Origin of the sequence: Sphingobacterium sp. ML3W, assembly GCF_029542085.1 — a bacterium.
In the GTDB taxonomy this organism is placed as follows: Bacteria; Bacteroidota; Bacteroidia; order Sphingobacteriales; family Sphingobacteriaceae; genus Sphingobacterium.
In genome coordinates this window covers 2505587-2527834 of record NZ_CP107036.1, presented here as the reverse complement: position 1 = coordinate 2527834, position 22248 = coordinate 2505587, and the positions used below count along the sequence as shown (strand labels likewise).

The 22248-nt window shown below is 37.6% G+C and carries 24 protein-coding genes and 1 tRNA gene; 16 read left to right on the top strand and 9 right to left on the bottom strand.

Annotated elements, in window-relative coordinates:
- Positions 1–18 precede the first annotated feature (18 nt).
- Positions 19–1062 carry a LacI family DNA-binding transcriptional regulator gene (locus OGI71_RS10855; RefSeq protein ID WP_282255460.1) on the bottom strand — a complete coding sequence of 348 codons (1044 nt, stop codon included), beginning with the start codon at positions 1060–1062 and terminating at the stop codon, positions 19–21.
- Positions 1063–1364: 302 nt separating this feature from the next.
- Positions 1365–1538 (bottom strand): hypothetical protein, encoded by a 174-nt coding sequence (locus OGI71_RS10850; protein WP_208642464.1) that lies wholly within the window; start codon positions 1536–1538, stop codon positions 1365–1367.
- A gap of 488 nt (positions 1539–2026) precedes the next feature.
- Between OGI71_RS10850 and OGI71_RS10845 the strand changes: the two genes are divergently transcribed.
- The gene (locus tag OGI71_RS10845) at positions 2027–2482 is read left to right on the top strand and encodes a hypothetical protein (protein WP_282255459.1); all 456 of its coding nucleotides are present in this window, start codon (positions 2027–2029) and stop codon (positions 2480–2482) included.
- A 47-nt stretch (positions 2483–2529) separates the two neighbouring features.
- Here OGI71_RS10845 and OGI71_RS10840 read toward each other — a convergent pair.
- Together OGI71_RS10840 and prmC are read right to left on the bottom strand one after the other, a co-directional pair.
- A tRNA-Lys gene (locus OGI71_RS10840) sits at positions 2530–2602 on the bottom strand.
- A gap of 118 nt (positions 2603–2720) precedes the next feature.
- The gene (prmC, locus tag OGI71_RS10835) at positions 2721–3581 is read right to left on the bottom strand and encodes a peptide chain release factor N(5)-glutamine methyltransferase (RefSeq protein ID WP_282255458.1); all 861 of its coding nucleotides are present in this window, start codon (positions 3579–3581) and stop codon (positions 2721–2723) included.
- A 33-nt stretch (positions 3582–3614) separates the two neighbouring features.
- Here prmC and ribD point away from each other — a divergent pair, with 33 nt between their 5' ends.
- Positions 3615–4658 (top strand): bifunctional diaminohydroxyphosphoribosylaminopyrimidine deaminase/5-amino-6-(5-phosphoribosylamino)uracil reductase RibD, encoded by a 1044-nt coding sequence (gene ribD / locus OGI71_RS10830; RefSeq protein ID WP_282255457.1) that lies wholly within the window; start codon positions 3615–3617, stop codon positions 4656–4658.
- A gap of 71 nt (positions 4659–4729) precedes the next feature.
- Positions 4730–6013 carry a DUF2851 family protein gene (locus OGI71_RS10825; RefSeq protein WP_282255455.1) on the top strand — a complete coding sequence of 428 codons (1284 nt, stop codon included), beginning with the start codon at positions 4730–4732 and terminating at the stop codon, positions 6011–6013.
- On the opposite strand, the gene OGI71_RS10820 is transcribed toward OGI71_RS10825, so the two are convergent.
- Positions 6010–6690 carry an ankyrin repeat domain-containing protein gene (locus OGI71_RS10820; RefSeq protein WP_282255454.1) on the bottom strand — a complete coding sequence of 227 codons (681 nt, stop codon included), beginning with the start codon at positions 6688–6690 and terminating at the stop codon, positions 6010–6012. The two genes, OGI71_RS10825 and OGI71_RS10820, sit on opposite strands and share 4 nt — an antisense overlap.
- 318 nt (positions 6691–7008) lie before the next feature.
- On the opposite strand from OGI71_RS10820, the gene OGI71_RS10815 reads away from it, so the two are divergent.
- The 9 genes from OGI71_RS10815 (at position 7009) to OGI71_RS10775 (ending at position 13944) form a co-directional block, all read left to right on the top strand.
- Positions 7009–7578 carry a UbiX family flavin prenyltransferase gene (locus tag OGI71_RS10815; protein WP_282255453.1) on the top strand — a complete coding sequence of 190 codons (570 nt, stop codon included), beginning with the start codon at positions 7009–7011 and terminating at the stop codon, positions 7576–7578.
- A 215-nt stretch (positions 7579–7793) separates the two neighbouring features.
- Positions 7794–9062, top strand: a complete 1269-nt coding sequence (locus OGI71_RS10810) for a dihydroorotase (RefSeq protein ID WP_282255452.1) — start codon at positions 7794–7796, stop codon at positions 9060–9062.
- Between the two features lie 3 nt (positions 9063–9065).
- Positions 9066–9740: a hypothetical protein gene (locus tag OGI71_RS10805; RefSeq protein ID WP_282255451.1), complete on the top strand. Its 675-nt coding sequence runs from the start codon at positions 9066–9068 to the stop codon at positions 9738–9740.
- A gap of 2 nt (positions 9741–9742) precedes the next feature.
- Positions 9743–10345, top strand: a complete 603-nt coding sequence (locus OGI71_RS10800; protein WP_282255450.1) for a DUF4199 domain-containing protein — start codon at positions 9743–9745, stop codon at positions 10343–10345.
- Between the two features lie 98 nt (positions 10346–10443).
- A complete protein-coding gene (locus tag OGI71_RS10795; RefSeq protein WP_120258389.1) occupies positions 10444–11394 on the top strand; it encodes a glycosyltransferase family 2 protein in 951 nt (316 codons plus the stop codon).
- 5 nt (positions 11395–11399) lie between these two features.
- Positions 11400–12533: a glycosyltransferase gene (locus OGI71_RS10790; RefSeq protein ID WP_282255449.1), complete on the top strand. Its 1134-nt coding sequence runs from the start codon at positions 11400–11402 to the stop codon at positions 12531–12533.
- A gap of 136 nt (positions 12534–12669) precedes the next feature.
- Positions 12670–12942: a hypothetical protein gene (locus tag OGI71_RS10785; protein ID WP_120258387.1), complete on the top strand. Its 273-nt coding sequence runs from the start codon at positions 12670–12672 to the stop codon at positions 12940–12942.
- Positions 12939–13715 carry an MBL fold metallo-hydrolase gene (locus OGI71_RS10780; RefSeq protein WP_282255447.1) on the top strand — a complete coding sequence of 259 codons (777 nt, stop codon included), beginning with the start codon at positions 12939–12941 and terminating at the stop codon, positions 13713–13715. The genes OGI71_RS10785 and OGI71_RS10780 overlap by 4 nt, the downstream gene beginning before the upstream one ends.
- A gap of 73 nt (positions 13716–13788) precedes the next feature.
- The gene (locus OGI71_RS10775) at positions 13789–13944 is read left to right on the top strand and encodes a lmo0937 family membrane protein (RefSeq protein ID WP_120258385.1); all 156 of its coding nucleotides are present in this window, start codon (positions 13789–13791) and stop codon (positions 13942–13944) included.
- An 11-nt stretch (positions 13945–13955) separates the two neighbouring features.
- Here OGI71_RS10775 and OGI71_RS10770 read toward each other — a convergent pair whose 3' ends face one another.
- Together OGI71_RS10770 and queA are read right to left on the bottom strand one after the other, a co-directional pair.
- Complete coding sequence (locus tag OGI71_RS10770; protein ID WP_282255445.1) at positions 13956–14639, bottom strand: 2-C-methyl-D-erythritol 4-phosphate cytidylyltransferase; 684 nt, start codon at positions 14637–14639, stop codon at positions 13956–13958.
- Between the two features lie 84 nt (positions 14640–14723).
- A complete protein-coding gene (queA, locus tag OGI71_RS10765) occupies positions 14724–15773 on the bottom strand; it encodes a tRNA preQ1(34) S-adenosylmethionine ribosyltransferase-isomerase QueA (RefSeq protein WP_282255444.1) in 1050 nt (349 codons plus the stop codon).
- 184 nt (positions 15774–15957) lie between these two features.
- Here queA and OGI71_RS10760 point away from each other — a divergent pair, with 184 nt between their 5' ends.
- Genes OGI71_RS10760 through OGI71_RS10750 form a run of 3 tightly spaced genes read left to right on the top strand, consistent with a single transcriptional unit; the run spans position 15958 to position 18835 of the window.
- Positions 15958–17202, top strand: coding sequence for an ABC transporter permease (locus OGI71_RS10760; RefSeq protein ID WP_282255443.1), 1245 nt, complete (start codon positions 15958–15960; stop codon positions 17200–17202).
- Between the two features lie 7 nt (positions 17203–17209).
- Entirely contained in the window at positions 17210–17878 is a 669-nt protein-coding gene (locus OGI71_RS10755) for a DUF2306 domain-containing protein (RefSeq protein ID WP_282255442.1), read from the top strand.
- A 42-nt stretch (positions 17879–17920) separates the two neighbouring features.
- Positions 17921–18835 carry a YARHG domain-containing protein gene (locus OGI71_RS10750; RefSeq protein WP_282255441.1) on the top strand — a complete coding sequence of 305 codons (915 nt, stop codon included), beginning with the start codon at positions 17921–17923 and terminating at the stop codon, positions 18833–18835.
- A gap of 191 nt (positions 18836–19026) precedes the next feature.
- Here the strand turns inward: OGI71_RS10750 and hisD are convergent, their stop codons facing one another.
- A complete protein-coding gene (gene hisD / locus OGI71_RS10745; protein WP_282255440.1) occupies positions 19027–20313 on the bottom strand; it encodes a histidinol dehydrogenase in 1287 nt (428 codons plus the stop codon).
- Positions 20314–20334: 21 nt separating this feature from the next.
- Positions 20335–21186 carry an ATP phosphoribosyltransferase gene (gene hisG, locus OGI71_RS10740; RefSeq protein WP_120258380.1) on the bottom strand — a complete coding sequence of 284 codons (852 nt, stop codon included), beginning with the start codon at positions 21184–21186 and terminating at the stop codon, positions 20335–20337.
- Between the two features lie 465 nt (positions 21187–21651).
- Between hisG and OGI71_RS10735 the strand changes: the two genes are divergently transcribed.
- A complete protein-coding gene (locus OGI71_RS10735) occupies positions 21652–22242 on the top strand; it encodes a phosphatase PAP2 family protein (protein ID WP_282255439.1) in 591 nt (196 codons plus the stop codon).
- Positions 22243–22248: the final 6 nt, after the last annotated feature.

Sequence of the window (22248 nt, the reverse complement as noted above, 5' to 3'; positions counted from 1 at the left end):
GTCTAAAAAGATCGCTGCTTATTCACGAAATACAGAAGTTGATTTTCGATGTTCTATTTTACAGTCTAAAAAATAAGTTTCAAATTCGAAATAATTTTTTTTATTTCTATTTTTTAACATCTCTAGCAGCAGCTCAACGGATCTATCCGCCATAAGACGTGTTGGTTGGGTAATAGTAGTCAAGGATGGGTTCAAGCTATTCGCAAAAGGCGTGTTGCTGAAGCCTATTAAATTCATGTTTTCTGGAATCTTTACGGCTAACTTATTTAATATATGTAAGACTTTTAAAGATAAGGTGTCCGTGGTCGAAAGAAGTGCATCTGGAGGTATGGGGTTGCTTAATAAACTACTTATTTTTCTTTCGAGCTCTTCATCAATATCATCTTTGGGGCTTGAATAAGATATTTCTACAATATTTTGTTCGTTATAAGGAATTGAGCAATTGAAGAGTGCATCTTTGTAGCCTTTGATTCTGCTGGCATTACCTCCAATGTCTTTGCACAGTAGTAAAATGATGTTTTCGCGACCATTTTTTATCATTTCTTCTGTCGCTTGATAGATAACCTTGTTATTTTGTATGCCGATTTTAAAGGTGTCAAGTTGGTGATTTATTCTGTCAAAAATAATGATCGGGCATATCTGCTCCATGATATACATCAACAAAGATAAGCTGGAATCATTTTTTACGGGTGAAATGATAATACCATCAATATTACTTTGTACGCAGAGTTCCAGTGCTTCTTTTTCCTTTTTTTCATCGTTGAAAGTTTGGAGTAGGATTAACTGGTAATTTGTTTGGGATAGTATCAGGGAGATTTCTTCGTAAAAATCGAAGAAGAACGAACTTGAAATAAAAGGGACAATAATAGCTAGTGTATTTGAGCGCCCAGTTTTTAGGCTTTTGGCCGAAAAGTTTGGTATGTAGTTAATCTTCTGCGTGTAAGCTAGAATCATTTTTTTTGTTTCCGAACTGATTTCATGACTATCATTAAGCGCCTTGGAAATAGTCCCCGGTGACAGGTTTAATTGTTTTCCAATCTCTTTCAAGGTAATTCTTTTCATGTTCTCTTTCCTCTCCATTTCTTATCATTGTTCATTCGCTATTCGCTATTGAATAGCGAATGAATTATTTTATGAATGCTGCTTCGCAGGTTTAATTGTACTCCGATGATGAATTATTAAATTATAAAGATAACATAAAAAAGAGGTTTTCAAATGGAGTTTGCAAAAACCGACAGTAATTCAATGTAGTAGACTTATTTATGGGAGTTGAGGGGGAGGGATATAGAGAAAAGGAGATCGAAGTGGAAATGAACAGAGGGTCGGGAATCTTTCAATTTTCATGAAAGATTCCTTCCTACATATTATTTGGACCCGCCGAAAAGCTTACTGATGAGCCAGATGACAAGCGCAACGACAACAACAACGATGAGTATACCTGTCCAAACACCGGCTTTAAAAATACTCTCTATCACAGAGCAACTTGTCATTAATAATAGCGTACTTGACATCAAGGAGAATGGCACTATTTTTTTCATAATGGATCTATTATTTGTTTTCTATATAATAACGACAATTTAAAATGCAAATAGTTTTCAATATATCTCGCGAATAGCTCAGTTTCATGGTTTCTGTATATCTTACTAAGTTTCCGATGGATCGAATTTGGCTAGCCCTTATTTCGAATTCCTTTAGGTATTCAGCATGAATATGACGTTCTGGAGAGTCTAATGGGGTCTGGTCGAGTTGGTAGAGGGGGGCTTGAATGGGTTACTGTATTAGCTTAAGAGATATTGATCACTTTAAAAGGACTGGAAGTACGCTGGGGCTTTCGATAAAAACTCAAGTTAAATAATCGAGAGCTAAGTTTTTTGAAAAAATTGGTGTTACCGATATTTTAATAAGTTGATTTGGGTAATTTAGAAAAATAATACAAAATGGAAAGGAGCATGGAAGCCTTAAATCTGTTGATGATTATCTGCAACGAAATAATGTGAATATGGATGTAAATTATAAATAAAATCTAATGAATTTAAAATCATTTATAAATAGAGAAATTTTGCGAATAGAAAATGATCTTAATATTGGTTTACTTAAATCAGGTGTAGAATCATTAGTAAAGAAAGAGGTGATTTATAGAAAAAAGAACAACTTTATACTTCATTCGCTCGAAGGAGGTAAAAAAGAAATATTTACGTTTTCTATATCATATACATTTAAAGAGGATGTAGAAGATGAGAATGGACAGCGACCTAATGATATAACTTTAAGCATCATACTGCAAATTGATGATGATAAGAATTATAAAATTAATCGAGAAATTATTTTTGGAACTGGGATGGGTGATATTGAGTTCGAAGTGATAGAAATATCTGATATAGCTAATGTAGACTTTGAACAAAAGTTCAATTTTGATGAACTTAGGAACGCTTTTGAAGTAAGTATTGTAAGTTTTATTAAGTTACTACAGCTCGAGCCCTGAGCTGTATAAACAAGAAAAGCTAACCTTGCGATTAGCTTTTTTTATTGTGATCCCGCTGGGATTCGAACCCAGGACCCATACATTAAAAGTGTATTGCTCTACCAGCTGAGCTACGGAATCCTTTCTGTTTTTGAAAGTGATGCAAAGGTATAATTTCTTTCGATATGCTCCAAATTATTGGTTCTAAAATTTGGTTTATCGGTGGTAACTGTCTAATAAATAAAAAGATTATTTTTTGCTAGCCCCTCTTTTTTGCATGAATTATCCTGTTAGCGCCATTGATATCCTTGATAAGCTGAACTTGATCAAAGCCTTTTTTCTCTATGAGTTCCTTTGTTTCCGGTCCCAGATATTGATTAATCTCAAAATAAAGATCGCCATTAGGTACCAAATGTTTTAATGCAAAAGAGGAAATCACATCATAAAAGATCAATGGTGCACTTTCTTCAATGAATAAAGCGAGTTCAGGTTCATAAGCTAATACGTTCTGTTGCATGTACTGTTTTTCATTTGGTGTGATATAAGGGGGATTGGAAACGATAATATCGTATTGTTGGTCTGAAAAGACGTAATCCCATTCTAAAATATCGGCATTGATGAAACGAATGGTTTGTCCTAGTCGTTGCGCATTTTTTCTGGCGGTATTGATGGCTTCTTTGGAAATATCTACTGTGGTAACCTGTGGTTTTTTTAAGTGTTTTGATAAAATAATAGGGATACAACCCGAACCAGTTCCAATATCAATGACCTTTAACCCAGATGAGCTAGCATGTTTTTTTATGATTAAATCAACAAGTTCCTCTGTTTCTTGTCTCGGTATCAGAACGGATTCATTCACTTCGAAAAATTCCCCATAAAAATCGGCCTTATTTAAAATATATTGAATAGGCTTGTTTTTTTTGAGATCCTGAATAATGTCCCGAAAGCGAATAGCATGCGTTTCTGATACTAAATCACCTTTTTTCAATTGATATGCTATTCTTTTTATACCCAATAGTTCTTCCACAACAAGTAGAAATATGGATTTTATTTCGTCCTTGTCATATATGGAATTTAGTTCATGTTGAAACGTTAATTCGAAATCTTGAAGTATTCTCATGTGTCAAAGGTACGATTTTCATAGATTTGCATTATGAATATGCACAGGCAATATATGCAACGCTGCTTGGACCTCGCTCAACTAGGAGCAGGATCTGTCAGCCCAAACCCCATGGTGGGTGCAGTTATCGTTTATGACGACCAAATTATAGGGGAGGGGTATACTTCCCCTTACGGAGGTCCTCATGCTGAAGTGAATGCTGTCAGTCAGGTGTTGGACAGGTATGGTGATACGGCAAAAGAATTATTGGCTGCAAGTACATTTTATGTGAGTCTTGAGCCCTGTGCACATTATGGTAAGACACCGCCGTGTGCGAATATGATTGCCGACCTAAAGCCGCTAAAAGTTTTTGTGGCTTGTTTGGATCCCTATGCGAAGGTCAATGGGAAAGGTGTTGAAATACTAAGAGAGGCTGGTATTGAGGTTGAAATTGGGCTTTTGGAGAAAGAGGCGATCTGGCTCAACCGCCGTTTTTTTACACGAATTAGCCAACATCGCCCCTATGTTATTTTAAAATGGGCCCAATCTAAAGATGGCTTGATAGGTCAAGAGGATAAACAGGTTTGGATTAGCAACGCAGCTAGCCAACAACTGACTCATCGCTGGCGCGCAGAAGAGGATGCAATTTTAGTGGGAACCCATACAGCTCGGATTGACAATCCCAGTTTGACGGTTAGGCATTGGAAAGGTAAACATCCAATTCGTGTGTTGATAGATCGAGATTTAGTCATTTCACAAGAGGCTAAGATTTTTGATGAAAAAGCCGATACCATTGTGTTTAATGCAAAAAAAACAGACTGGCAAGGACACATTAAGCATATTGAACTTGAAAACTATGGTCTATATTTACCACAAAGCATTCTTTATCAATTGTACCTGATGGATGTGCAGTCTATTATCATTGAAGGAGGAGCGAAGACCTTACAAACATTTATTGATGCTGGTCTCTGGGATGAAGCACGGGTATTTCAATCTGAGACAGAACTGCATACTGGTATACTTGCTCCAAAATTGAATGGTAGGGTTCTTGAAAAGCAAATGATTTCCAATGATTCGCTTGTAGTTTATGTGAAATGATTCCGATAAATTGTATATTTAGGAAATTATAAACCTTTGATCTGCAGGATCTAATTTTTTAGAATACAATTATGGTGGTGACAGAAAACTTAATGCAGTTTATCTGGAAACTACGGCTATTCAATACAATAGGATTGCTATCTAGTGATGGAGAGCCGTTGACTGTGATAAACCTTGGTCAGCATAACCTGAACGCAGGGCCGGATTTTTTAATGTCTCATATCATACTTGGAGACAAGGAATGGTATGGAAATGTTGAGATCCATATTCGTTCGTCGGACTGGGATCGGCACCATCATCAGGATGATAATGCATATAATAATGTCATACTTCATGTTGTTTGGGTAAATGATAAAGTCATACATCGCAGGGATGGAAGTGTTATTCCGACCATCTTGCTTTCGGAATATGTGGATCCGCATTTACTCAATAAGTATTCGACGATGATGAATACCACAAATTGGATTCCTTGTCAGTCGCAGCTTGGTTCCGTTGATTCGTTGAAGAAGACGATGTGGCTGGATGCCTTGTCTTATGAGCGTTTGGAAATGAAAGTTCAGGTGATTTTTGATTTGTTGTCTGATTATGAAAATGATTGGGAGAAGGTTTTCTGGATCTGGATGTGTAGGTGCATGGGGTTAAAGGTGAATGCTGAAACATTTCAGGAGCTTGGAGAGAAACTTCCATTGTCCTTATTACATAAATATCGTTCTGATATATTGAAGATCGAAGCGATTTTTTTTGGAACAGGTGGCTTTTTGCCCAGTGAAGGAGATGATGAATATGCTAATTTACTCTATAAAGAGTTTATTTATCAGCAGCGTATTCATGAAATTGTAGTGGTAAACGGGGGATGGAAAAAGTTGAGAATGAGACCTTATAATTTTCCTGAAATTCGTATAGCACAGTTAGTCGTATTATTTAGCCAGAAATCATTGAGTCTTTCAACGATTTTAAGCTTGGAGAATGTGGAGGAAGCAAGATCGTTGTTTAGTATAGAACCGTTAAATGAATACTGGAAGTGTCGTTTTTCACTAGGAGGAAAGACGTCCATTGAACATTCTGGGAAAATAGGAAAAGGTACAATTGATATTCTCATTGTTAATGCGGTAGTGCTCTTTCTTTTTGCTTATGGGAAGTATTATGGGATAGAGAAATATATCGACCGAGCTATCCACTTTATGGAGACGTTACCTGCTGAAAAAAATACGATCGTAAAACAGTTTGAAGAATTCGAATGGACTGCTGAAAATGCCTCTCAAAGCCAGGCAATATTACAGTTGAAGAAATTATATTGCGACAAGAAGCAATGCCTTCATTGTAGGATCGGTGCCGAAATTTTGCGAAATGGTTAATTTGCCAGTATTTCGGCGATTTCTTTATATCCTTTTCCCAAAGCGAGGTCAGCAGGCGTAAACCCCGCTAGGTTGACAATTTGCGTGTCTGCTCCAAATTCCAATAAGGCTACAATGAAGTCTATATTTCCATGTTGGGCAGCAAAATGTAATGCAGTTTCGCCTGTTGCTTGGATTGCATTGACATCAGCATCAGCTTCAATAAGCATTTTGCCAATTTCTTCATTATTATTTGATGCGGCAATATGTAAGGGATAGGCAAGCTGTTCGTTTCTACTGGCTATATTTGGGTCTACCTTCTTGGATAATAATAGACGGACGATATCAGCCTTGTTAAAATAGGTTGCTAGTGTCAAAGGTGTAAAACCATTGGAAGACCATTCGTTGACGACAGATGGGGCTTGTTGGATAATTGCTTCCACGTATGCGGTTAATCCTGCGGCACAGGCCTCATGGATAGTCATCGATTTGGTATGTTGCAAAAGTATCCGGATAATTTGTGGTTTGTTATAATAACATGCTAATAATAAAGGGGAAATGCCATGACTGGTTGTCTCTTGTAATAATTCAGGGTTTCCGATCAATAATAGATCAATGTCGTGACTTTTTCCTTCTTCAATATATTGTTCTAAAACAGAAAGATTCATTTTCAAAATGTAATTGCTTAACTCTTCCACTAAAATAGGTTTTATTAATGAAAATAACTGTTTGAATAGCGAATTTATTTGCTACAGCAGCTAGCTGTAAATGGATGAAAAATAGTGTCGGATATGAATTTTTTGAAATACTTGGGATTGGAACAGGGCTGAAATGGGCATTTTTTTAAAATTTATATACACAAATGTGTAGTAATTCATATAATATTTTTGAAAATTAAAAAGTAGATGTACTTTTGTTAAGCCCCTCCCAAGGGCATGTTTTTCATAGGTAGATGTAGGGTCGGGTGTTTCTCACTTCGACCCTTTTTTTATAGCTTTGTTTTATATTTAAAGGAAATGTCCAAAAGAAAAATTGTTGTTGCTATTACAGGAGCTAGTGGCTCTATATATGCGAAGTTGTTGCTGGAAAAACTGAATTCACTAAAATCTCAGCTAGCGGAGGTCGGGATTGTGATGTCTAATAATGCGAAGGATGTGTGGCGGGCTGAATTGGGAGATGAGAGCTATCAAGATGTGCCTTTCAAGTTCTACGATAAAAGTGATTTTTTTGCACCATTTGCATCGGGTTCGGCGCGTTTTGACACCATGATTGTCTGTCCTTGTTCTATGGGAACCTTATCAAGAATCGCCTATGGAATTTCTTCAGATCTTACTACCCGTGCAGCGGATGTGATGTTAAAGGAAAGACGGAAGCTTATTTTGGTTACACGGGAGACACCATTAAGTATTATCCATATTCAGAATATGAAACTGGTTACTGAAGCCGGTGGAATTATTTGTCCCGCTTCTCCTTCTTTCTATAGCCTGCCAAAAACTTTGGAGGAGTTGGCTGAGACTGTGGTCGATCGAATTTTAAGTTTAGCGGGATTTGATTTTAAACATTATCAGTGGGGAGAAAATTCCTAATGAATGTTCACTGAAATCTATTTTTAGTGTTCTATAATAAAATTGTATTTTGTAACTTTGTTTCTCGAAATGAAGCAATCAAAAGCATCACGCGAAAAATCTGTTTATAGCTATACAATTTATAGTGATAAATTCGTTTTTTGTTTATCATCATGGAACACGCTACATGCTTCAACAGACAATTTGTATCCTATTAATTTCAATCACATTCATATATGAAAAGCTTATTGATTACTTCTGTTAAAGTAATTTTGCCGGGTAACGAATATCATCAGCAGACTGTTGACGTATTTATCGAAAAAGGGAAGATTGCACAGATTGGAAACACCATCAAAGTAGCTGATAAAAACGTAGAGACAATCGATGGAACAGGTAAGGTTCTATCGCCTGGATTTTTCGATTTACACGCCAATTTCGGGGAGCCGGGCTTGGAAACAAAAGAAGATATCCGCACAGGTACGGCTGCCGCCGCTGCTGGAGGTTTTACCGCTGTGGCGGTGATGCCTAATACTGAGCCCGCAATTCAAAGCCGGTCTGAGGTAGCGCTTGTCGTTAATGCGGCAAAAGGGAATATTGTCGATGTACATCCCATTGGTGCAATTAGTAAGAAGCGTGAAGGCAAAGAAATGGCTGAGCTGTACGATATGAAGCAAAATGGTGCAGTTGCATTCAGTGATGGAAATAAGAGTGTGCAACAAGCTGGATTAATGAGTAGAGCTTTGTTGTATGCAAAAGGATTTGAAGGGCTGATCTTTTCACATGCTGAAGATGAGTCTATGGCAGGGGGAAATAAAATGAATGAGGGCACAATGAGCACTTATTTGGGAATGAAAGGAATTCCTAACCTTGCGGAATCATTGATGGTTTCCCGTGATCTCTATCTAGCGGAATATACAGAAGCTCCAATCCATTTTGCATCAATCAGTACACCTGAAGCTGTAGATTTAATTAAAAAAGCTAAAGCGAAGGGCCTTCGGGTAACTTGTGATGTAGCTGCACATCAATTAGTGTTTACGGATGAGGATATCGTTGGTTTTGATAGCAATTATAAAGTAAGCCCACCATTGAGGACCAAAGCTGACGCGAAAGCGTTGATAAAAGGTATAAAGGATGGTGTAATAGATGCGGTGGTATCACAACATACTCCACAAGAAATAGAATATAAAAATGTGGAATTTCATATTGCTAAAAACGGTATAATCGGATTACAAACAGTATTACCGTTGTTAGTTCGTGCCGGACTAAATGAGGAACAGATTGTAAACAGTCTGGCTGTTAGACCAAGACAAATTCTTGGCTTAGCTATTCCGCAAATTAAAGAAGGTGCAATCGCGAATCTAGTTTTGTTTGACCTTGCGAAATCTTGGAATTTCGATGAAAAGACAAATAGATCCAAATCAAAAAATTCTCCACTATTCGGGCAGACTTTAAAGGGGGCTGTCGAATTGGTCATCAATAATAATCAAATCATTAAAAACGATTAAACCATGGAAGCAAATATAAAAGCTGCTGTAGAAGCGGGTGTTTTAAATTATGGAAAGGTTGATGGGATTTCCACCGCCCCAGAATTTCTAGAGAAACTGATCCAAGTATTCAATACAGATGCGACCTATCTGGAGAAATTGAAACTGCTAGACCAGTCTTTTGACGACTATCCTTTGTTTGATGAACTTCGTGAAGTCTATGTCGACTTATTATTGATGAATTTCTTTTCTAGTGATGTACTCAAGCTTGAGGATGACTACTTGGATTCTGAAGAATGGGAGGCTATTGAAGATGAAACGATAGACCGTGGAACGGAGTTGCTGAATATTTTCCTTTATTTAGGTGAATGTAAAGATGACGAAATAGAGCCGGAACTAGATGATTTCTTAAAAGAGTTTTTACTGGTTGATGAAGATGAGTTTCAAGATGAACATGAAATTTATGAGGATATCATTGCTAACCAAATCTTGGTAGATAGTCCTTATGCTGAAATTGCAAAAGTGGCTAAGGGAATTAATCCTCGAAGCGAAGTTTATGAATTGTTCTATCCGGTAATGAGTTTCTTTGGTGAATTGAATCCAGATGATAAGCAATTTGATGAGTATGCTGCTGCATCAAGCAATAAAGCATTTGATTTGGCTCTCTACAAAGTTCTTAGTACTTATTATAGTAAATAATTATGGCAGATTCAATCAACCCCAGTAATGCCGGATTTGATGCGGTAATTGACAAGAAGAAGAGTATTATCTATGGCGTCGTTTTAGGCGTGATTTCCTTTGTTCTTGGACTGATCGTTCTTTTTGTTGTTAAAGACCTGAATTCCTTCTGGGGAGTTATGTCTATGTCCTTTATTGTCAATACAGGTATTTTTGTTATTATCTCCGCATTATTTTCTTTTTCTCTTAGAAAAGCAAATGGTGGTTATTGGAGTTTTTCCATAGCGCTTAAATCCATCTTTATGATGTTGGCTATTTCGACGATTATTTCTACTATTGGTACGCAGGTGTACGTTAACTTTGTGAATCCGACTTTGCAGGAAAAAGTCGTAACGCACACCATTAATGTGACCATTGAATATATGGAAAAGAATAATGTACCTGATGAGGTCATTGATTCAAAAATTGCGGAATTGGAAAAACAAGTTGATGCGATTGGAAAGATAACCTTGGGCCAAATATTTAAGGGTTTGGCTATCACCCTGTTATTTCAGTTTGTGTTTGCATTGTTATTATCGGCACTCTCAAAAAGGGAAAAGCAAGCATTCGTGCAGCAAAGTAATTAGGTTTTATAAAATAAAATATAGTCTACAAGGTATTGCTGAGAAAAGTAATACCTTTGTTTGTATTAAAATAGTACATTTTTAGCATGATTAACATTCACATGGATATTTCTATTGTTGTTCCATTATTTAATGAAGAAGAATCTTTACCCGAATTGACCGCTTGGATTGACCGTGTCATGGCGGCCAATCATTTCTCTTATGAAATCATTCTGGTTGATGATGGGAGTAAAGACAACTCTTGGAAGATCATTGAAGAATTAAAATTGCAAAATGGCAATATTTCGGCCATCAAATTCAGACGTAACTATGGAAAATCCGCTGCTTTAAATGTAGGGTTTGCAGCAGCTCAGGGCGATGTTGTGATCACCATGGATGCGGATTTACAGGATAGTCCGGATGAGATTCCGGAATTGTATGACCGAATTATGAATAAAGGAGCTGATCTAGTTTCAGGATGGAAACAAAAACGTTATGATCCATTAACAAAAACAATTCCGACCAAATTATTCAATGGCGTAACGAGATCAATGTCGGGGATTCACAATTTACATGATTTTAATTGTGGCCTTAAGGCTTATAAAAAGGAAGTTGTCAAAAATATAGAGGTGTACGGTGAAATGCACCGTTATATTCCAGTCATTGCAAAGTGGGCAGGATTTACAAATATTCAGGAGCAAATCGTTCAACATTATCCGCGTAAATATGGTACGACGAAATTTGGACCAGGACGCTTTGTTAAAGGATTTTTAGATCTGCTGTCTATATTTTTTGTTGGAAAATTCGCTAAGCGGCCAATGCATTTCTTTGGTGTCATGGGTGTTATGAGTTTTCTAGCTGGTTTATTTATTTCCGTTTATTTAATCTGTCACAAACTGATGAGTATCGCCAGTGGTACGCCATTTAGGGATATCACTGATCAGCCATTATTTTTCTTTGCATTGACGGCGATTATTCTAGGAACCCAATTGTTTTTGACCGGATTTTTAGCTGAACTGGTTTCAAGAAGTAGTTCGGATCGAAATGATTATCAAATCGAAAAAGTCATTTAATCATTATGCGCATTGTGATTCTGGGGTCTGCCTACCCTTTGAGGGGAGGGGGGATCGCTTCTTTCAACGAACGATTGGCGACCCACTTTCAAGAATTGGGGCATGAGGTTGATATTTATTCTTTTACATTACAGTATCCCAACTTTCTCTTTCCTGGTAAATCTCAATACTCAGATGAACCGGCTCCAGCTGGCCTGAATATACAGACGAAAGTTAATTCAATCAATCCGCTGAATTGGTTTAAGGTGGGCAGAGAACTAAGGAGGGCGAAATATGATTTACTTATCGTTCGCTTTTGGATGCCCTTTTTTGGTCCTTGCTTAGGTACTATTCAAAGGCAGGTACGAAAAAATAAATATACCAAAATTGTTTGTATAGCAGATAATATCATTCCTCACGAGCAAAGATTTGGAGATAAGTCTTTAATCCGTTATTTCTTAAAATCAGTTGATGCCTGTGTTACCATGAGCAAAAGCGTATTGGCTGATTTAAAGACATTGAGCCCGCAGATGCCAGCTGTCTATACACCACATCCTCTTTATGATAATTATGGTCTTCACCTGAGCAAACTCGATGCGCGTAAATTGCTCCATATTGATCAGCAAGATAAGGTTATTTTATTTTTTGGATTTATTCGACAATATAAAGGTTTGGATATGTTGCTGGAGGCTTTAGCCGATGCAAGGGTTCGGGATTTAAATATCAAATTATTGTTGGCCGGGGAGTTTTACGGAGACCCAGCACCGTATTTAGCACTTATCAAAAAACACCATTTGGAAAAGTCTATCTATATGCATACTGATTTTATTCCGAATCAGGAAGTTGGACGGTATTTTTCGGCAGCTGATTGTGTTGTTTTGCCCTATCGAAGTGCGACGCAAAGTGGTATTACTCAGGTTGCTTACCATTTTGATTTACCCATGATTGTCAGCAATGTAGGGGGCTTACCAGAGTTGGTACAAGATGGTTCTGTGGGATATGTCGTGGAACCAAATGTTAATAGCATAGCGGAAGGAATTGTGTCTTTTTATCGCCATGATAAAGAAGCACAATTCAGAACAAATATCATTGACGAGAAGAAAAAATATAGCTGGGATACCTTTGGGAAAGAGCTTCTTAAATTGATTGAAATCCATTAAAAGCTTTGGAAAAAAGAGAAATTCTAAAGACCTCTTAAATGTCTAATAAACGCGTATAGCTGAATTTATTTGTATATAAAAGCAAATTTATCTAAGTTTGGAATACTGAGGAAGAAATTAAAAAGAAGGAGAGATTTTGTTGCCGTTTACACAGAGCAGTTTAGCAAAGATAGAGGAGTTTTTTAAGGAACAGGGCTATAAAGTTAGGTATGAAAAGGGATCATTCCGTACGGGGGCCTGTATGTTACAGGCAACAAAAGTTGTGGTTGTGAATAAGTTTTCGAATCTGGAGATAAAAATCCAATCTTTATGGAATATTCTGTTGGATGTGGAGATTGATTTAGAGTCCATTTCAGAAAAACTCTTTCCAATTTATGAAGAGGTATTGAAATCAAAAACAGCAGTTTGAGAATAACATTTTTAGGAACCGGAACATCACAGGGGGTACCCGTTATTGCGTGCCAATGTCAAGTCTGTCAATCTCAAGACAAACATGACAAGCGATTACGTTCTTCCATTCTTGTTGAATATAATAATCATACTCTCGTCATAGATACCGGACCTGATTTTCGATATCAGATGTTGCGGGAGAAGGTAATGCATCTGGATGCGGTGTTGATGACACATTCTCATAAAGACCATATTGCGGGCTTGGATGATGTTAGAGCGTTTAATTATCAACAGCATTCTTCTATCTCTATTTATGGAACAGAAGCGCTTCACGATGCTTTAAAACGAGAGTTCTATTATGCCTTTACGGAAATTAAATATCCGGGTGCTCCTCGGTTAGACCTAGAAGAAATAAAAGCTGGTGAGCCATTGCTCTTGTTTGGGAAGGAGATCATGCCGATAGAAGTATTGCATTATAAAATGCCTGTGCTTGGATTTAGGATAGACGATTTTGCCTACATTACAGATGCCAAATTTATTACAGGGGAATCGAGACGGCTATTGGAGGGTGTAAAAATTCTGGTGGTCAATGCGCTGCAAAAAGAGTCCCATATTTCCCATCTGACCTTGCAGGAAGCCATTGAATTTGCACAAGATATTCAAGCGGAAAAAACCTATTTTACGCATATTGGACACCGGATGGGATTACATGCTGAAGTCTCACAAGAACTACCTCCAAACATGTACTTGGCTTACGATAGACTACAGATCAATATTGATAATTCTATTTAATATAAAACTATAGTCCATTTCTCGTTGTTATACCTATATACAAAAACAGAATTAGGTATTAAATTATAAAGAAATGGGAAACTTATTGTACATCATCGCCGTTATTTTAGTGATCATCTGGGCGATCAGCTTTTTTGGAGGTTATGCAGGAGGTGGAAATATTATTCACATTCTATTGGTGATTGCAATTATCGTCGTGCTACTGCGTGTAATTCGCGGTAACGCCTAATCAATTCAGTATTATATCAGATTCAAATAAAATTGGGCAATTTGTAGGTCTTGTGGATAGGTGATTTTTATATTTTTGGAATCTCCTTCAACAATCGAAATGCGATTGCCCATTTTTTCGACCACCGAAGCATCATCTGTAAATAAAGGGTCTTCTTTTTGGCGATAAGCTTCTATAAGCAATTCTGCCTGAAATACCTGTGGGGTCTGTATTAACCAAACCTGATTTCGGTCGGTAGCATTATTTGATGTATTATTGCCAAGTCGTACTGATTCGACACTTTTTTGCGCAAGAACGATTGCTTTGTAGTCATAGGCTCCCTGGAATGCCCTGGCAATTAATGAGGTGGAGACGATAGGACGGGCTCCATCATGTACGGCAATATAATCGGTGGTTCCTACTTCAAAATTTTCTTGAATATATTCGATACCATTCTTTACACTTTCAAAGCGAGTTTTACCACCAAAAGTCAAATGTACTGACGTGCTATATTGCAGCTTTGAGCATAAATCTATCCAGAATTGTTCCATTTCTTTGCTGATTACCAAGATAATTTCCGAAATATCTGATGATTGGTGAAAATGGTCGATAGTATGCATAATTACCGGTAGACCGTTTAAATCAAGAAATTGCTTCGGCAAATCGCTATTCATACGACTCCCCGTTCCAGCGGCAACGATAATGACAAAGTTCATGGACAGTGGTTGAAAGTTACTATTTAAAAAAACGTGGATAGTTTGTTGCTACCCACGTTTAGAGATATTGTTTACTTAAAGTGATTAGATGATCAACATCGCATCGCCATAACTGTAGAATCTATATTTTTCTTTTACAGCAATCTCATAAGCATTCATCACATTTTCATATCCTGCAAATGCTGCAATCATTACCAATAAAGTTGATTCCGGAGTATGGAAATTGGTCACCATTGAATTCGCAATGCTGAAATCGTAAGGAGGATAGATAAATTTACTTGTCCAATCTGAGGCAGCCTTCAAATGATGATCTGCAGAGACAGAGGATTCGATCGCACGCATGGACGTTGTTCCTACAGCACAAACGCGGCGTTTATTATCAATTGCTCTGTTTACTACTTTTGCAGCTTCATCGGTGATAATAAATTGCTCAGAGTCCATTTTATGTTTCGTTAAATCTTCAACTTCCACTGTACGGAAAGTACCAAGGCCAACGTGTAATGTTACTTCAGCGAAATCAACACCTTTAAGTTCCAAACGTTTCATTAATTCACGAGAGAAGTGAAGACCAGCAGTCGGAGCTGCTACAGCGCCTTCATTTTTGGCATATATAGTTTGGTAACGGAATTTATCTTCTGGAGTTGCTTTACGTTTGATGTATTTAGGAAGTGGTGTCTCACCTAATATCTCGATGTTGCGACGGAATTCTTCGTCAGTACCATCGAATAGGAATCTGATTGTACGTCCACGTGAAGTAGTATTGTCGACAACCTCAGCCACTAACAAGTCATCGTCACCGAAATACAATTTGTTACCGACACGGATTTTACGTGCTGGATCAACCAATACATCCCAAAGACGAAGTTCATTGTTCAATTCGCGTAACAAGAAAACTTCAATCGTAGCTCCAGTTTTTTCTTTATTACCGTATAGGCGTGCTGGAAAAACTTTTGTATTGTTTAATATCATGACGTCTTTGTCGTCAAAATAGTCCAATACATCTTTGAAAATTTTGTGTTCAATTTTACCAGTATCCTTATGTAGGACCATCAAACGCGATTCGTCACGATTTTCAGAAGGTTCAGAAGCAAGCAATGATTCTGGTAAGTTGAATTTAAATTGAGATAACTTCATCTTTAATGATATATATTTTAATGTCTGCCTTTCAGTGCATTACAGTGCACCAAATACTAGGTTGCAAAAAGCATACAAAGTTATAACTTTTTTGGGTATCAAAAGGTCTTATTTCTAATTTATAGATATATTTTTATTGATTTTGACATTAAATCAAAACTATATTGTATTTTAGAATGCAATTATGTTATTCCTTAGATTGATATTGGAAAGTTGTCAGTTTGCGTTTTCTGCATTAAAGGACAATCGTACACGTACCATGCTTTCCTTGCTGGGCGTGACTATTGGTATTTTTACCATTATAGGTGTGTTTTCGGCGGTGGATACCTTACGAAATAACATTGAGGAATCTGTAAAAAAGATAGGAAGTAAGACACTTTACATAGAGAAATGGCCTTGGGATGGTGGCCCAAATTATCCTTGGTGGAAGTATTTGAACAGACCTGAACCTACGTATAATAATTACCAGGACTTAAGAAGCCGTATGACAACAGCGGAGTATATGGCTTATATGATTAATATCGGTAACACAACGATTAAGTATAAAAACAATTCCGCCCAAGGTTCATCGGTAAATGCTGCGACCTATGAAAATCTATATATCCAAAACTTAAATATTGTTGACGGTCGATATTTTGCGGAAAGTGAATCCAGAGGTGGAGCGCTAGTCACAGTACTGGGAGCTAATATCGCGGATGGACTTTTTCCGAATGAGGAACCAGTCGGTAAGTATATTAGTATGTTGGGTAGGAAAATTCAGGTTATCGGTGTCTTAAAAAAAGAGGGCAATGGTGTGTTAATTAATACTTCACCCGATGATACTGCTTTTATTCCATTTGAATTGGCTAGAAATCTTGTCAATTATGATAACTTTTCTCCAAGTATAGCCATGGTCATCAAGTCGAGTTATACATTGGGTGAAGCTGAAAGTGAGGCAAAGACATTGATGCGGTCGATCCGTCGTATTTCTCCCCAACGTGAAGAAAATTTCTCTATCAACCAGACAACAATGATTACAGGTGCATTAGATCAGCTTTTTGGTATTATTAATCTTGCTGGATTTTCTATTGGTATTTTCTCAATTTTAGTTGGCGGTTTCGGTATCGCCAATATCATGTTTGTAAGTGTCAAGGAACGGACACATATTATCGGTATCCAAAAAGCTTTGGGTGCTAAAAATTTCTTTATTTTATCGCAATTCCTTATCGAATCTATTGTGCTTTGTTTACTGGGTGGTGGGATTGGTCTTGCTGTAGTCTATTTTCTTGCTTTTATCGTCCAACTAGCAACGGGTGTCGCAATTGTTGTCAGTGTAAAAATGGTTGTTCTTACGGTATCACTTTCTACCTTCATTGGCCTGATATCAGGTATCGTACCTGCTTTGATGGCCTCTCGGTTAGATCCAGTCGAAGCTATTCGAAGTAAATAAACTAACTATGGTTAAAAAAGCTCAATTTTCGATATTGAAAGGATTTTGGCTTTTGCTTTTTGCTTACAGCTGTGTATTGATGGCAGAGATTACATGGCGGTACCATAGTTTTGCATTGGATGCTAATTTTCTGATGATAAAACAAACGGAAATTGAGGCGTTTTGGTGGTATAAATATGCTTTCTATTTACATGTCTGTACAGCGATACTCGCCTTACCTGCTGGTTTTACTCAATTTAATTCGGGGCTTCTGAAGAAATATCCGCAACTGCATCGGAGGATTGGTTATGTTTATGTATTTAGTATTTTGGGCTTTGCTGCACCTTCAGGGGTATTGATCGGATCTGTCGCTAATGGAGGCTTCTTTGCGGTCATTTCCTTTGAACTGCTTGCTTTGGGATGGTTCTATTTTACATTTCAGGCCGTTCGTCTGGCCGTTCAGAAGAAATTTAATGTACACCAAGATTTTATGCTGCGTAGTTTTGCACTAACCTGTTCAGCCCTCACATTGCGTTTCTGGAAAGTGATTTTGGTTTACCTATTTCAACCGAATCCGATGGATCTTTATCAGATTATTGCCTGGCTGGGCTGGGTGCCTAATTTATTACTTATTGAGTTTATTATTTATCGAAAAAATCATAATTTAAGAAACCATCATGATGTATCCAGATCATAAATGGGATAAATTCATTAGCTTAACAAGACAAATTATAGAGATATGAAAAGGAATATCTATTTATTATTAGTGCTTTCCGCCATGATCGGCTGTAAAGAACGAACAAATAAGAAGGCTGTTGAGCCCAAAGCACAAGATTCTGTTTTGCTTGAACAGGAGACTCATAAGGAGCTTTATGGCAATTGGGTGGGGAATTTTGTGATTGATGAAAATTCCCTTGAAGATGGTGAGGGGCTGCCAAATACGGATTATAGTCCAAAAATAAACCTGACCATCAAAAAAATAACAGATAAAGGGAAAGTTTTTGGACAAAATGTGGTCAAAGGAAATCTACGTTCGTTGACAGGAAAACTTGAGGGCGACGGGAATGCGATGCAACTATTGTTGGATGAGCCAGGTGATAAGAAATCAGATGGTCGTTTTGAAATAAAATTGAAGAATGATACATTAATTGGGAGTTGGGTCGCTTACGACCAAGGGGTGAAGATTAAGAAAAGAAATTTCAAATTATTGAAAAAGCAATTTGCCTATAATCCAAATCTGATGTTAAATAATCAAGATGAAGAATATGGAACTTTGGTCGATTGGATCAACGCGAAAAAGAAAGAAGCGACAGATCAAGATGGTGATTCTACTTATACTTATGTGATGGAATATTATCGGTCCGCATCGCCGGCTGTGTTCAGTATAAATGCTTCTAAGCAGAAATTGGCGGAGAAAGACTTGAAAAACCTGAAAAAATTAGATCTAGAGATTATTCGAAATACAATTTTTGCACGGCATGGTTATGCTTTTACGAAGCCCTCTATTCGTCAGTTTTTCGATCCAGTAGATTGGTATGTACCGGTTTCGAAAGATGTAAGTTCGGATCTGAGCCCGTTGGAGAAAGATAATATTGCGCTTCTTACAAGATTTGAGAAGTATGCGACAGACAATTACGATACCTTTGGAAGGTAATCTGCATTTGTTTTTTGTATTGCGTTACAACTGATAGAAAAAGGAACGGAAAAGAGGTAAAAACGGACCCTGAAGATCGAATAATAAAAAAAGGTAATAGGGGGTACGAATAGAATTAAACTCAACGGGGTCTCAAATTTTTTTAGAGACCCCGTTGAGTTTATGCCTTGTTTGGTTTCGACTGAACTAACTTATTTATTTCGGATGGATATAGCATTTTTATGTGCATGTAAGCCCTCAAGTTCAGCGAGTATTTCAACTGTGGATCCAATCTGTTGGAGTCCGGTTTCGTTGATATGCTGAAATGTTATTTTCTTTACAAAAGAATCGACTGAAACACCAGAATAGGAACGAGCATATCCGGATGTCGGTAAAGTGTGGTTGGTTCCTGATGCATAGTCGCCTGCACTCTCCGGTGTAAGGTGTCCTAAGAAAACCGAACCTGCGTTGCTGATATGGCGTGTCAAGGATTCCCACTGATCTGTTTCTAAAATAAGGTGCTCCGGAGCATATTCATTTGAAAATTGGATGGCCTCTTGGAGGTTTCCAACCGTGACTGCATACGAGTTTTCGATTGCTTTTGAAGCAAGTTCTTTCCGCGGCAATACAGCAAGTTGTGTTTCAAGTTGTGTATTAACGGCATCTACTATAACCGTAGAGGTTGCGACTAAAATGGCTTGACTGTCTATGCCGTGCTCTGCTTGCGCCAGAAGGTCTGCTGCAACAAATGCCGGATTGGCTGTTTCGTCAGCAATCACAAGCACTTCAGATGGTCCCGCAGGCATGTCTATACTAACGTTAGTGAGCCCCTGTATAATTGATTTGGCCTTCGTGACAAACTGGTTACCCGGACCGAAGATTTTGTCAACTTTAGGAATAGATTGGGTGCCAAAGGCCATGGCAGCAACTGCTTGTGCGCCTCCAACAAGATAGATACGTTTAATGTTGAGCAATTTTAAACAATACGCAACAAAGCCATTAATCTTTCCATTGGATTGTGGAGGAGAACAAACTACAATCTCTTTACAACCTGCAATTCTGGCAGGTATACCTAACATCAATAGCGTGCTAGGTAAAACGGCAGAACCGCCAGGAATATAAAGCCCTACTTTTTCAATCGGACGTATTTCCCGCCAGCACTTCACACCAGGCATAGTCTCTACTGTACGTTCTCTTTTAAGCTGTGTGCTGTGGAACCTGTGTATGTTTTGGAATGCTATTTCCAAAGCACGCTGTTGGTCACGGTGTATGGTAGTTGCTAATTCATCAATATCTTCTTCGTCCAAAAAGAGTTTGTCAAGTTGTACTTTGTCAAATTTTGCAGCATATTCACGCAAGACAGTATCGCCCTGCACCCGTACCTGCTGAATAATATCTTGGACGACTTCCTGGATTGAATTGTTCGGATCTGTATTCCGAGCAACCAATTGTTGCAGTTCCGTTTTTCCTAAAGATTGGTATTCGTATTTTTTTAGCATGATCGTAAGAATCGGTCAAGTTTAGAGAATGATTTTTTCAATCGGCATCACAACGATACCTTGGGCACCCTCTGCTTTTAATTTATTGATTTTGTCCCAAAAATCGTCTTCTGTAATTACGGTGTGTACTGCTACCCAGCCTTCTTCCGCTAATGGAACTACAGTTGGACTCTTTACCCCATGTAATAAAGAAGTGATGGCAGGAAGGTTCTTTTTCTCGACATTCAATACCACATATTTGGTTTCTTTAGCCAATAGAACCGATTCTATACGCTGAACTAATTCGGCAAGGATTTCATTTCCTTCGAGTCCCTTTCTACCAACCAGAATAGCTTCGGAATTTTTGACATCAGCAAAGGGTTTTAGACCATTACTTTTCAATGTTCCACCTGTGGAAACGATATCACATATTGCATCGCTAAGTCCTAATCCAGGCGAAATTTCCACTGATCCAGATATCAATCGTATATCCGCATTGATTTGGTAATCGTCGAGAAAATTTTTAAGGATATTGGGATAGGAGGTTGCGATCGCTTTGCCATTAAGGTCTTTGATATCTTGAATAGAGCTATCTTTTGGTATAGCTAATTTTAAGGTACATTTTCCAAAACCAAGTCGTTTGATATATTCCACTTTTGATTCTGTTTCGTCGATGATATTTTCACCAACAATACCAAGGTCGGCTATTCCCTGTTCGACATAGCCTGGGATGTCATCATCTCTAAGAAATAATATTTCTAAAGGGAAGTTGCCTACAGTAGTAATCAAGGAGCTTTTGTAGTTTTCGAAATCTAAACCACAATTTTTCAGTAATTGAACAGATTTTTCGTTTAACCTACCCGATTTTTGGATAGCAATTTTAAGATTTTTCAACGCTTTATAAATGTTAGCAGTAAATTATTAATAATAAGAAATCAAACTAGAGGGAGGGTATTCTACGTAAGAACACATTAAATTAACATATCGCCACATGGCGATGATGCAAATGAAAATGATATACGTAGGTATAGATCATGTTTGTATTAATAACTGATAGCAAATGTATAGTAAATTAATGGGAAATACAAAATTATCATTTTAAAAAGTTAAAAGATTAGTTCTGTTGGGGCGTCAGATTTTTAAAATTTCGTATTATTTTCTATAAAGTTTGAGACATAGACTGGCAACTATTGGAAATTTCCTTATTTTTAGGAAGTGAAGTTTTTTTTAGCTTAATGTTGCTCATAAACTGCATCTATTGGAGCTCTCGGAAAATACATTGTTCGTAACAGCTTCTATTGATTAAAATATTAAGCAGTTGAAAAAGTCAAATATCATGTCAAAAATAATCTATAGTAGATGAAAAGAATAGTATTTATTTTAATGAGCTGGGTGACATGCCTGACGGGTACTGCAATTGCTCAGGAAAAACCGGCTTCTACGTTAGATATTCGTATTTTGGAATCTATAGCTGAGACAAGATCTGACCCCCAGACACAGACTTTTAAAGTACTCTCTGATATCAACAACTGTGTGCAGGTTGCTGTGCCTGTTGGTCTATTGGTTGCTGGTGCTATCAATAACGATAAGGCAATGCGTCAAAATGCACTGTATGTGGCGAGTAGTACCGCTGTGACGGCATTGGTTAATGTCGGAATAAAACATCTGATCAAGCGGAGTCGGCCCTTTAAAAAATATCCGAACTTTATATCTGTTCGTACGGCCGGTGGCTATTCTTTTCCTTCAGGCCATACGTCATCAGCTTTTGCAACAGCTTCAAGCTTGTCCCGTGCGTACTCAAAATGGTATGTTGTTGCTCCGTCTTTACTTTGGGCGGGTAGTGTTGGTTATTCCAGAATGTATCTTGGTGTGCATTATCCAACGGATGTACTCGCTGGGGCAGTATTGGGGGCTGGGTCGGCCTTTGCATTGGATGGGTTAAGAAAATAAAATAGA

Bases quoted from the DNA above. Each gene is read 5' to 3' on its own strand.
- OGI71_RS10855 (WP_282255460.1), bottom strand. From the start codon at position 1,062: ATGAAAAGAATTACCTTGAAAGAGATTGGAAAACAATTAAACCTGTCA.
- OGI71_RS10850 (WP_208642464.1), bottom strand. From the start codon at position 1,538: ATGAAAAAAATAGTGCCATTCTCCTTGATGTCAAGTACGCTATTATTA.
- OGI71_RS10845 (WP_282255459.1), top strand. From the start codon at position 2,027: ATGAATTTAAAATCATTTATAAATAGAGAAATTTTGCGAATAGAAAAT.
- prmC (WP_282255458.1), bottom strand. From the start codon at position 3,581: ATGAGAATACTTCAAGATTTCGAATTAACGTTTCAACATGAACTAAAT.
- ribD (WP_282255457.1), top strand. From the start codon at position 3,615: ATGAATATGCACAGGCAATATATGCAACGCTGCTTGGACCTCGCTCAA.
- OGI71_RS10825 (WP_282255455.1), top strand. From the start codon at position 4,730: ATGGTGGTGACAGAAAACTTAATGCAGTTTATCTGGAAACTACGGCTA.
- OGI71_RS10815 (WP_282255453.1), top strand. From the start codon at position 7,009: ATGTCCAAAAGAAAAATTGTTGTTGCTATTACAGGAGCTAGTGGCTCT.
- OGI71_RS10810 (WP_282255452.1), top strand. From the start codon at position 7,794: ATGAAAAGCTTATTGATTACTTCTGTTAAAGTAATTTTGCCGGGTAAC.
- OGI71_RS10805 (WP_282255451.1), top strand. From the start codon at position 9,066: ATGGAAGCAAATATAAAAGCTGCTGTAGAAGCGGGTGTTTTAAATTAT.
- OGI71_RS10800 (WP_282255450.1), top strand. From the start codon at position 9,743: ATGGCAGATTCAATCAACCCCAGTAATGCCGGATTTGATGCGGTAATT.
- OGI71_RS10795 (WP_120258389.1), top strand. From the start codon at position 10,444: ATGGATATTTCTATTGTTGTTCCATTATTTAATGAAGAAGAATCTTTA.
- OGI71_RS10790 (WP_282255449.1), top strand. From the start codon at position 11,400: ATGCGCATTGTGATTCTGGGGTCTGCCTACCCTTTGAGGGGAGGGGGG.
- OGI71_RS10775 (WP_120258385.1), top strand. From the start codon at position 13,789: ATGGGAAACTTATTGTACATCATCGCCGTTATTTTAGTGATCATCTGG.
- OGI71_RS10770 (WP_282255445.1), bottom strand. From the start codon at position 14,639: ATGAACTTTGTCATTATCGTTGCCGCTGGAACGGGGAGTCGTATGAAT.
- queA (WP_282255444.1), bottom strand. From the start codon at position 15,773: ATGAAGTTATCTCAATTTAAATTCAACTTACCAGAATCATTGCTTGCT.
- OGI71_RS10760 (WP_282255443.1), top strand. From the start codon at position 15,958: ATGTTATTCCTTAGATTGATATTGGAAAGTTGTCAGTTTGCGTTTTCT.
- OGI71_RS10755 (WP_282255442.1), top strand. From the start codon at position 17,210: ATGGTTAAAAAAGCTCAATTTTCGATATTGAAAGGATTTTGGCTTTTG.
- OGI71_RS10750 (WP_282255441.1), top strand. From the start codon at position 17,921: ATGAAAAGGAATATCTATTTATTATTAGTGCTTTCCGCCATGATCGGC.
- hisD (WP_282255440.1), bottom strand. From the start codon at position 20,313: ATGCTAAAAAAATACGAATACCAATCTTTAGGAAAAACGGAACTGCAA.
- OGI71_RS10735 (WP_282255439.1), top strand. From the start codon at position 21,652: ATGAAAAGAATAGTATTTATTTTAATGAGCTGGGTGACATGCCTGACG.